At 68.3% G+C, this 7,648-nt stretch carries 10 protein-coding genes and 1 pseudogene; 7 read left to right on the forward strand and 4 right to left on the reverse strand.

Annotated elements, in window-relative coordinates:
- The first annotated feature begins 232 nt into the window (after nt 1-232).
- The 4 genes from WDW90_RS33080 (at nt 233) to WDW90_RS33095 (ending at nt 2,430) form a co-directional block, all read left to right on the forward strand.
- Nucleotides 233-664: a phospholipase A2 family protein gene (locus tag WDW90_RS33080; RefSeq protein WP_336491884.1), complete on the forward strand. Its 432-nt coding sequence runs from the start codon at nt 233-235 to the stop codon at nt 662-664.
- Between the two features lie 52 nt (nt 665-716).
- A complete protein-coding gene (locus WDW90_RS33085; protein WP_431311178.1) occupies nt 717-1,358 on the forward strand; it encodes a CoA transferase subunit A in 642 nt (213 codons plus the stop codon).
- 4 nt (nt 1,359-1,362) lie between these two features.
- On the forward strand, nt 1,363-1,989 hold the full coding sequence (locus tag WDW90_RS33090; RefSeq protein ID WP_336491887.1) for a 3-oxoacid CoA-transferase subunit B: 627 nt from the start codon (nt 1,363-1,365) through the stop codon (nt 1,987-1,989).
- Between the two features lie 150 nt (nt 1,990-2,139).
- Nucleotides 2,140-2,430 carry a hypothetical protein gene (locus WDW90_RS33095; protein ID WP_336491888.1) on the forward strand — a complete coding sequence of 97 codons (291 nt, stop codon included), beginning with the start codon at nt 2,140-2,142 and terminating at the stop codon, nt 2,428-2,430.
- Nucleotides 2,431-2,461: 31 nt separating this feature from the next.
- Here the strand turns inward: WDW90_RS33095 and WDW90_RS33100 are convergent, their stop codons facing one another.
- From WDW90_RS33100 to WDW90_RS33115, 4 genes are all read right to left on the reverse strand, one after another.
- Nucleotides 2,462-2,998: a GNAT family N-acetyltransferase gene (locus WDW90_RS33100; RefSeq protein WP_336491889.1), complete on the reverse strand. Its 537-nt coding sequence runs from the start codon at nt 2,996-2,998 to the stop codon at nt 2,462-2,464.
- A 109-nt stretch (nt 2,999-3,107) separates the two neighbouring features.
- Entirely contained in the window at nt 3,108-3,935 is an 828-nt protein-coding gene (locus tag WDW90_RS33105; protein WP_336491890.1) for a DUF4344 domain-containing metallopeptidase, read from the reverse strand.
- A 17-nt stretch (nt 3,936-3,952) separates the two neighbouring features.
- Complete coding sequence (locus WDW90_RS33110) at nt 3,953-4,318, reverse strand: PRC-barrel domain containing protein (RefSeq protein WP_336491891.1); 366 nt, start codon at nt 4,316-4,318, stop codon at nt 3,953-3,955.
- Between the two features lie 53 nt (nt 4,319-4,371).
- Entirely contained in the window at nt 4,372-4,695 is a 324-nt protein-coding gene (locus tag WDW90_RS33115) for a phasin family protein (RefSeq protein ID WP_336491893.1), read from the reverse strand.
- Between the two features lie 485 nt (nt 4,696-5,180).
- On the opposite strand from WDW90_RS33115, the gene WDW90_RS33120 reads away from it, so the two are divergent.
- The 3 genes and pseudogenes from WDW90_RS33120 to WDW90_RS33130 all read left to right on the forward strand — a co-directional run.
- A complete protein-coding gene (locus tag WDW90_RS33120; RefSeq protein ID WP_336491894.1) occupies nt 5,181-6,155 on the forward strand; it encodes a phosphate acetyltransferase in 975 nt (324 codons plus the stop codon).
- 3 nt (nt 6,156-6,158) lie between these two features.
- Nucleotides 6,159-7,355, forward strand: a complete 1,197-nt coding sequence (locus tag WDW90_RS33125) for an acetate/propionate family kinase (protein ID WP_336491896.1) — start codon at nt 6,159-6,161, stop codon at nt 7,353-7,355.
- Between the two features lie 28 nt (nt 7,356-7,383).
- Nucleotides 7,384-7,648: pseudogene (locus tag WDW90_RS33130) on the forward strand (hypothetical protein); the annotation flags it as partial.

Here is a 7,648-nt window from a genome sequence, read left to right on the forward strand (position 1 = left end):
TGCGGCGGCGGTTGGTGCGGCGGCCGTCGGCGCCTACGGCGCCACCTATGGCGGCTGCGGGCCATACGCCTACTACGACCGATACGCAGGCGGCTGCCGCTCCTACTAACCGGCATCCCGGTGCGCCCCGGGCCGAGGCATCGGTTCCGACTGATGAATGACCTGAGCCGATGACGGCCCGAGTCGGCGCCCCTTGACCGGTCCGCATCCACATGTCGCGAGGTCAAAAGCCATGACCCTCAGGATCTTACCTCCCCTGGTCCTTGCCGCTTGCCTGACCTCGCCCGCGCTGGCCCAATCGGCGATCAACGTGCGCCAGCCAGCTGCACTCATCCACGGCAATTATTGCGGCCTCGGCAACAACGCACCGCTGCCCCCCATCGACGCGCTCGATGCCGCCTGCGCCCGGCACGACGCCTGCACCCCGGCTAACGGCCTGCCCTCGCGGGCCTGCAACCTGCGGTTCCAACGCCAGACGGAGTTTATCTCACGCGATCCGCGGCAGCCCGACGAACTGCGTGCGTTGGCCGGCTTCATCTCCGCTGGCGCTGCCCTTCTACCCTTCGATCCAGTTGCCCCGGTTGTTGTCAGCACGGCACCGGTGTCTGGACGATACGGACGGCAACCGCCTGGCCCATACAGTCCCGCTTACTACGCTTACTAGCGCCGCCGCGGAGCGCGCCCGCCGCGAACAAGGATCGAGGTCTCACGTGCGGATGATCGCGCTCGACGAGGCCGTGGCTTCGATTCCCGATGGGGCAACGCTGATGGTCGGCGGCTTCATGGGGGTTGGAACGCCTGAGCCGCTGATGGACGAACTCGTGCGGCAGGGCCGGCGCGAGCTGACGGTCATCGCCAACGACACCGCCTCGCCCGGCATCGGCATCGGCAAGCTGGTGACTGCCAAGGCGCTCCGGCGGGTGGTCGCGAGCCATATCGGCCTCAACCCCGAGACCCAAAGGCAGATGATCGAAGAGACGCTGCAGGTGGAGCTGGTGCCGCAAGGGACGCTGGTGGAGCGCATCCGTGCCGGCGGCTGCGGCCTGGGCGGCGTTCTCACCCCCACCGGCGTTGGCACTGTCGTCGAGGAAAGCAAGCGACGGATCGAGGTCGACGGCCGGGAATACCTGCTTGAGACCGCGCTCCAGGCCGACTTCGCGCTCGTCCAGGCCTTTTTGTGCGACTATCTCGGGAACCTCACCTACGCGCTGACGGGGCGCAACTTCAATCCGCTGATCGCCATGGCGGCACGTACGGTCCTGGTCTGCGCCGAACACGTGGTTCCGGTCGGAGTGATCGCGCCCGACCACGTCGTCACGCCGGCTCCCCTCGTCGACTACGTCATCGCGAGGAGCTGACCCCATGGATCCGCAGATCGTCATTGCGCAGCGCATCGCCCACGAACTCCGCGACGGCATGCTGGTGAACCTCGGCATCGGCATTCCGACCCTGGTCGCCAACTATGTCCCGGCCGGGGTCCACGTCTTCTTCCAGTCCGAGAACGGGTTGATCGGGACGGGCCCGGTGCCGGAGCAAGGCATGGCCCTGCGCTGGCTCACCGATGCCGGCGGCAAGCCGGTGACGGCGCTGCCCGGGGCGTCGGCCTTCGACAGCGCGATGTCGTTTGGGCTCATCCGGGGCGGGCATCTCGACCTCACGGTGCTCGGCGGCCTGCAGGTCGATCAACATGGGCATCTCGCGAATTGGATGGTGCCGGGCAAGATGGTCCCGGGCATGGGCGGCGCGATGGACCTCGTGACCGGAGCCAAGCGGGTCATCGTCGCCATGCAGCACACTGCGAAGGGCCGTCCAAAGATCGTCCGCGAGTGCTCGCTGCCGCTGACCTCCGCGCGCCCGGTCGATCTTGTCGTGACGGAGCTGGCGGTGATCGCCTTCCCGGCGGGGCAAGCAACTCTCGTCGAGACGGCGGAGGGCGTCAGCGTCGAGGAGGTACGGGCAGCAACCGAGGCCGAGCTCGCCGCGCCCTGACTTGGCGCGACCTCGCGGGCACGCGGCCGAAGCGCGGATAGTCCTCTGCACAGGTGCGTTCCGGCGCTCTGTGAGGCGGGCTCGAGCTGGGAGGCGGACATAGCGGGACGCGGCAGGGTCGGATCGCTCGACCTGAGCAGCAGAGGCGCCGTGCGGGAGGCGTTTTGCGCGCTCGTCGAGCGCGAGGGCCGGGCGGTGGCCCTCGGCCTCGGCCCCGATCTCGGTGAGACGGCCCTGCTGGCGATCTGCGACGCTCTCGCGGACGACCTCAGCGTCATGCCGCGCGGCACGATCCGGGCGATAAACAGCTACATCGACGCCGACCGGCAGGTCGCTTTCGGCTCGTCCTTCGGCGAGGGCGCCCAGGTGATGCGGGACGAGACCACCCGGTGGACGAGCGGCTTCGAGCGGGCGCGGAGCCGCTTCCTCCAGAGCCTGTGAGCCGGGTCCGCCGCTCGCACGGCTCGCGGGCTCAGGGCGGCGTGCCCCCGGGCAGCTCGAGGGTGACATGCACCACGGGTCCCTCGCGCCTCTTGCTCAGCGGCAATCCGCACCGCTCGAACAGCTTCAGCATGGGGGCGTTGTCCGGCAGGACTTCGGCTGTCAGTTCCGCGAGCCCGCTCCTACGGGCGATGCCGATCAGGTGCCGCACCAGGGCGGCGCCGATGCCCTGACCCTGGTAGTGGTCGACCACGGTGAATGCCACCTCGGCCTGGCCCGGTCGCGTCACGACATAGCGAGCGCCGCCGACGACCGCACGGTCGCCACCCTCGTCCGCGGTCGCGACCAGGGCCACGTGGCTCGTGAAATCGACGTTCAGGAAGAACGCGATCTCCTTGTCGGTGAAGTGGCGCTTCGCGCCGAAGAAGCGGCGATAGAGCGACTGCGTGCTGGTGTGGTCGACGGCCGCCAACATGCCCTCTCGGTCATCCGGCCGAAGTGCGCGGATCTCCAGCGTGCGTCCATCGCGCAGGTGCTCAATGGCCGAGTAATGCGACAGGTCATCCATGGCAGCCACGCTCCTCGAAATTGCCGCCGCCCGCCTCGCGAGAAGTCGTGGCCAGCTTGACGCGCCGTAGATGCCGTTTGCCGCGGCCACGCGAGCCTTGGCGTCGCCATTAGCGAGCCCAACGGAAGCCTCGGCGAACCCGCTCGCGCTCGATTTGGCCCCAGCGCAGATGGCGGCGGAACAGCCTGTCCATGGCAAGTGCCGCCTGATCGTACTCGGCGCCGCAATTCTCGGCCCGCTCCTTCGGCAAGTCGCCGCGGTCGATGAGATAGCGGAAGGCGCGCTCGTCCGATCCGTAGGCGAGGCACAGCAGGTTGTAGAGGCGCTGTTGGAATAGGCCGTGAGCGTCGGCGAGGCCCTCCTTCTCCGGCTTCTCCTCCGCGCCGTAGCTCGCGAACAGGAAGGCGCTGCCGTTGATGATCTGCCGCGCCTGGGCCGGTTTGAGGCGCAGCAGGATCAAGGTGGCGAGTTGGTCGGCGGCGTCCTCCTCCCGGCCGAGGACGGGCACGTCCAGCAGGTGGAAGAGAGCATGACCCGTCTCGTGCAGGAACACCTGGGCGACTGGGCCAACGATGGCCTCGTGGCGGGTCACGCCGGCGGGGGAGGTGTCCGTCGGAGCCCGCTCCCGCACGTCCTGGATGAATTCGTAGCAAACGGTGACCGACTGCGTCTCGGGCGCGTACCAAGCGTTGGCCTCGCCGTTGCATTCAGCCAGGCGCAGGGTGAGGGCCTGCGGCAGCCGAACGACACTGACGATCTCGCGCAAGCCCTCAAGCAGGCGCCGCGACCGCATCTCGCGATAGATTGCCTGCGCCTCAGGCGCCTTTGGGGTTTGGTACACGACCCGGATGCGGCTGCCGTGGACGATCCCGGGCCAGGCCGGACCGGCGCACGGGACGAGCGCCAGAGCAAGGACCAGGAGAAGCGCCCGGATCATTGTTCGGCCTCCGGTGCTCAGAGGGCCGGCATTGCCCGGATGGTCTCGCGCGTGCCGCTGACGGTGAGGTCGTTGTCGAACTGATGCAGGAGGGGCACCGGGATGCCGATCTCGCCGCCGCCAAGCCAGCGCCGACGGGCGACGACGGCGACGAGCGTGGTGCCGTCGGCCGAGACCCGCACATCCTGCACGCGCCCGACAACGAGCTTGTGGTCGGCGTAGAGCCAGCGGCCGCGCAGTGTCGGGACCAGCGAGGCCGCGCCGAGCTGCATGCGCGCATCTGCCCGGTCCACAAGAGGCGATCGGGTTTCCTGCGCGCCTGCCATGCCGGCGAGCGTCATGATGGCCGTGGCGCACACCCAGTAGCGAAGATGCCTCGGCATCGCCTGCTCCCATGCTCGTTCCCCGCGGACCACGCCGGACAGAGCGTGGCCGCTTAGGCTGCCTTGGCCCTGATAGTCTCCTGGACATCCTGCGACAGGGTTGTCGTCTCGGCCTTGTAGTCGGAGCCGGCTCGGCTCAGGGACGCCGACTGCAGGTCGACGGCGTCCTTTACCGAACCGCACCGCCCGAGCGCCGATAGGTGCTCTGCCTGGGCCTCCAGGCGGCGGCTCGCGAAGCACATCATCTCGGCCGAGAGGCGAAGCGGCAGATCGAGGGCGACGGCACGCCATGTCTCCAGGCTCACGAGGAGGGCCGCGCTAGTATTGGTCTCGGCACGCGCTCGCGTAAGTCGAGGTTCGGTCGGGCGATGATTCATGACGGCCCTCCGTTCGGGAGGCGTGTGCACCACGAACATCATAGTTCGGGCCTTCGTTATGATCGAGATGAATTCAGATCGATTGCCGGATGGGCGATGGAACGTACGCTAATGCGCCAATGTTCCCCAGCCGGAATGAAGGCAATTTCTATGATATAGATTGCACGCTTACTTCGGAGGTGGCTCAGAAGATGCTGTGCCGTCTAACAAGGGCAGCAGCGAACGGCGGCGGGTGACTCAAGTCGAATTCGTACACCATGCACTGCCGGTTCAGTCAGCCGCAGATCCGTCCCGTCCGATCAAGCCGGATTATCCCAAGGGTGTAGGGGTTTGCGGTGGTCGTCTCCGCGTCGAGAGCGACCAGGCATACCTTAGAGAGGCGACGCCAAGCAGATTGCGCCGCTCCAGATCGGGCCGACCCTGATCTCCCGTCCGGGAAGGTTGGCCCGCTTCAGGTCCTTCTCGGAGTGTCAGGAGAGACTATCGTGCCGACATCCACCATCGAGCGGGCGCCGGTCGAGACCCGCGAGCACGAGAAGTACGACCGCCTGATCGCATCGGCTCAGGCGCTGCCGAAGCTGCGGGTGGCGGTTACTCATCCCTGCGATGAAGCTTCGCTCGGGGCCGCCCTGGAGGCCGCCGCGCTCGCGATCATCGAGCCCATCTTCGTGGGGCCGCGGGCGAAGATCGCCGCCGCCGCGGCCGCGCTCGGCGCGGATATCACCGCCTTCCGCCTCGTCGATGCCGAGCACAGCCACGACGCGGCCGAGAGGGCCGTCGCCCTCGCGCGGGCCGGCGAGGTCGAGGCGCTGATGAAGGGCAGCCTCCACACCGACGAGTTGATGGCGGCGGTTGTGCGCCGGGACGGCGGTCTGCGGACCGCCCGCCGTCTCAGCCATTGCTTCGTCATGGACGTGCCGGGCCACGCGACGCCCCTGATCGTCACGGACGCGGCGATCAACATCGCGCCCTCGCTGGAGGAGAAGCGCGACATCACGCAGAATGCCATTGATCTCGCGCGCGCCCTCGGGGTCGAGACCGTGCGGGTCGCCATCCTGTCGGCCATGGAGACCGTCAACGCGAAGGTGCCCTCGACGCTCGATGCGGCCGCCCTCTGCAAGATGGCCGACCGGGACCAGATCACGGGAGCCGTGCTCGACGGGCCGCTCGCCCTCGACAATGCCATCGATCTCGGCGCGGCGCGGATTAAGAAGATCCGCTCGCCCGTCGCCGGCCAGGCCAACGTGCTCGTCGTCCCCGACCTCGCAGCGGGCAACATGCTGGCCAAGAGTCTCACTTTCCTGGCCGATGCGGACGCGGCCGGGATCGTGCTCGGGGCCCGGGTTCCGATCATCCTGACGAGCCGGGCGGACGCGCGGCTGACACGCCTCGCCTCCTGCGCGGTGGCCTCCCTGGTGGCCGCCGCAGAGCGCGCGCGGCGGCCCCTTCCGGAGGTCTAGCCGATGATCCCGGTTTTGCTCGTTCTCAATGCCGGCTCGTCGAGCTTGAAGTTCCAGGTGTTCGAGCTCGGCGAGACGGAGGACCCGCACCGCGTCTTCCGGGGCTTGTTCGAGGGGCTCGGCAGTTCTCCCCGCCTGCTGATCCGGGACAGCACCGGCAGCGTGGTGACTGATGACGCGTTCGGCGGGGAGGCCGCCTTCGGCCACGAGGAAGCGCTTCTGCGCCTGGCCGCCTGGCTGCGCGAGCACAGCGGCGGCTTCCACCTCGCCGCCGTGGGGCACCGGGTCGTCCATGGTGGCATGGCGTTCTGCGCGCCGGTGCGCGTGGACGGAGATGTGCTGCGGGCGTTGGAGAGCCTCGTACCTCTCGCACCCCTGCATCAGCCGCACAACCTGGAGCCGATCCGGATCCTCCGGCGACGTTTCCCGGACCTGCCCCAGGTCGCCTGCTTCGACACGGCGTTCCATGGCAGTCAGCCCAAGATCGCCCAGCTCTACGCCCTGCCGCATGCGATGACGGAACGGGGCGTGCGGCGCTACGGCTTCCACGGACTGTCCTACGCCTACATCGCCTCGATCCTCGGGGAATACGATCCCGCTCTCGTGGCCGGCCGTGTTGTGGTCGCCCACCTGGGCAGCGGGGCCAGCCTGTGCGCTCTGAACCAAAGCATGAGCGTCGCGACCACGATGGGCTTCTCCGCCCTCGACGGGCTGCCCATGGGCACGCGCTGCGGCAGCATCGATGCCGGCGTCGTCTTCTACATGCTGCGGGAGATGAATCTCGGCGCCGCCGAGGCTGAGCGGGTCCTGTACACGCAATCAGGACTTCTCGGGGTCTCGGGACTGTCGAACGACATGCGCAAGCTGCGCGCGCTCGCGGCAGCCGATCCCAATGCCCGCCGTGCCATCGACCTGTTCGTCTATCGGATCGGGCGGGAACTCGGCTCCCTCGTGGCAGCGCTCGGCGGCATCGACGCCCTCGTGTTCACCGGCGGCATCGGCGAGAACGACGCCGCCACCCGGTCCGAGGTCCTGCGGGGCGCTGCCTGGGCGGGGTTCGCGCTCGATGAGGCGGCCAATGCCTCCGGCGGCCCCTGCGTGACGCGTGGGCCCGGCCCCGCGGCCTGGGTCATTCCGACGGACGAGGAACTGATGATCGCGCGCGGCACGCGCGAGGCGCTGGGTCAGGCCCAGCGCTAGCCGGCCCTATGAGCAACGGGAGCCTGAGATGGAAGCGCTCAAGACGAAGCCGCCGACCGAACTCGGGGACGAGACCTTCATGTCCGCTGCCGAGCTCGGCGCCTACACGGCCAAGCTGAAGGCCGCCAAGGCCATGAAGGACATGAATGCCCAGGATCGCGCCGGGAAGGCGCGGGCCGAGCTCATCAAGACCCTGTCCGAGACCATCGAGGTCACGCCCCAGAAGGTGCACGAGATCACGAAGTCGCTCCTGCACAAGCTCCGCATCGCCGCCGAGCAGGGCAAGAACGAAC

It is taken from the genome of Methylobacterium nigriterrae (assembly GCF_037106235.1).
Taxonomy (GTDB): Bacteria; Pseudomonadota; Alphaproteobacteria; order Rhizobiales; family Beijerinckiaceae; genus Methylobacterium; species Methylobacterium nigriterrae.

Bases quoted from the DNA above. Each gene is read 5' to 3' on its own strand.
- WDW90_RS33115 (WP_336491893.1), bottom strand. From the start codon at position 4,695: ATGAATCATCGCCCGACCGAACCTCGACTTACGCGAGCGCGTGCCGAG.
- WDW90_RS33110 (WP_336491891.1), bottom strand. From the start codon at position 4,318: ATGCCGAGGCATCTTCGCTACTGGGTGTGCGCCACGGCCATCATGACG.
- WDW90_RS33080 (WP_336491884.1), top strand. From the start codon at position 233: ATGACCCTCAGGATCTTACCTCCCCTGGTCCTTGCCGCTTGCCTGACC.
- WDW90_RS33090 (WP_336491887.1), top strand. From the start codon at position 1,363: ATGGATCCGCAGATCGTCATTGCGCAGCGCATCGCCCACGAACTCCGC.
- WDW90_RS33125 (WP_336491896.1), top strand. From the start codon at position 6,159: ATGATCCCGGTTTTGCTCGTTCTCAATGCCGGCTCGTCGAGCTTGAAG.
- WDW90_RS33085 (WP_431311178.1), top strand. From the start codon at position 717: ATGATCGCGCTCGACGAGGCCGTGGCTTCGATTCCCGATGGGGCAACG.
- WDW90_RS33100 (WP_336491889.1), bottom strand. From the start codon at position 2,998: ATGGATGACCTGTCGCATTACTCGGCCATTGAGCACCTGCGCGATGGA.
- WDW90_RS33105 (WP_336491890.1), bottom strand. From the start codon at position 3,935: ATGATCCGGGCGCTTCTCCTGGTCCTTGCTCTGGCGCTCGTCCCGTGC.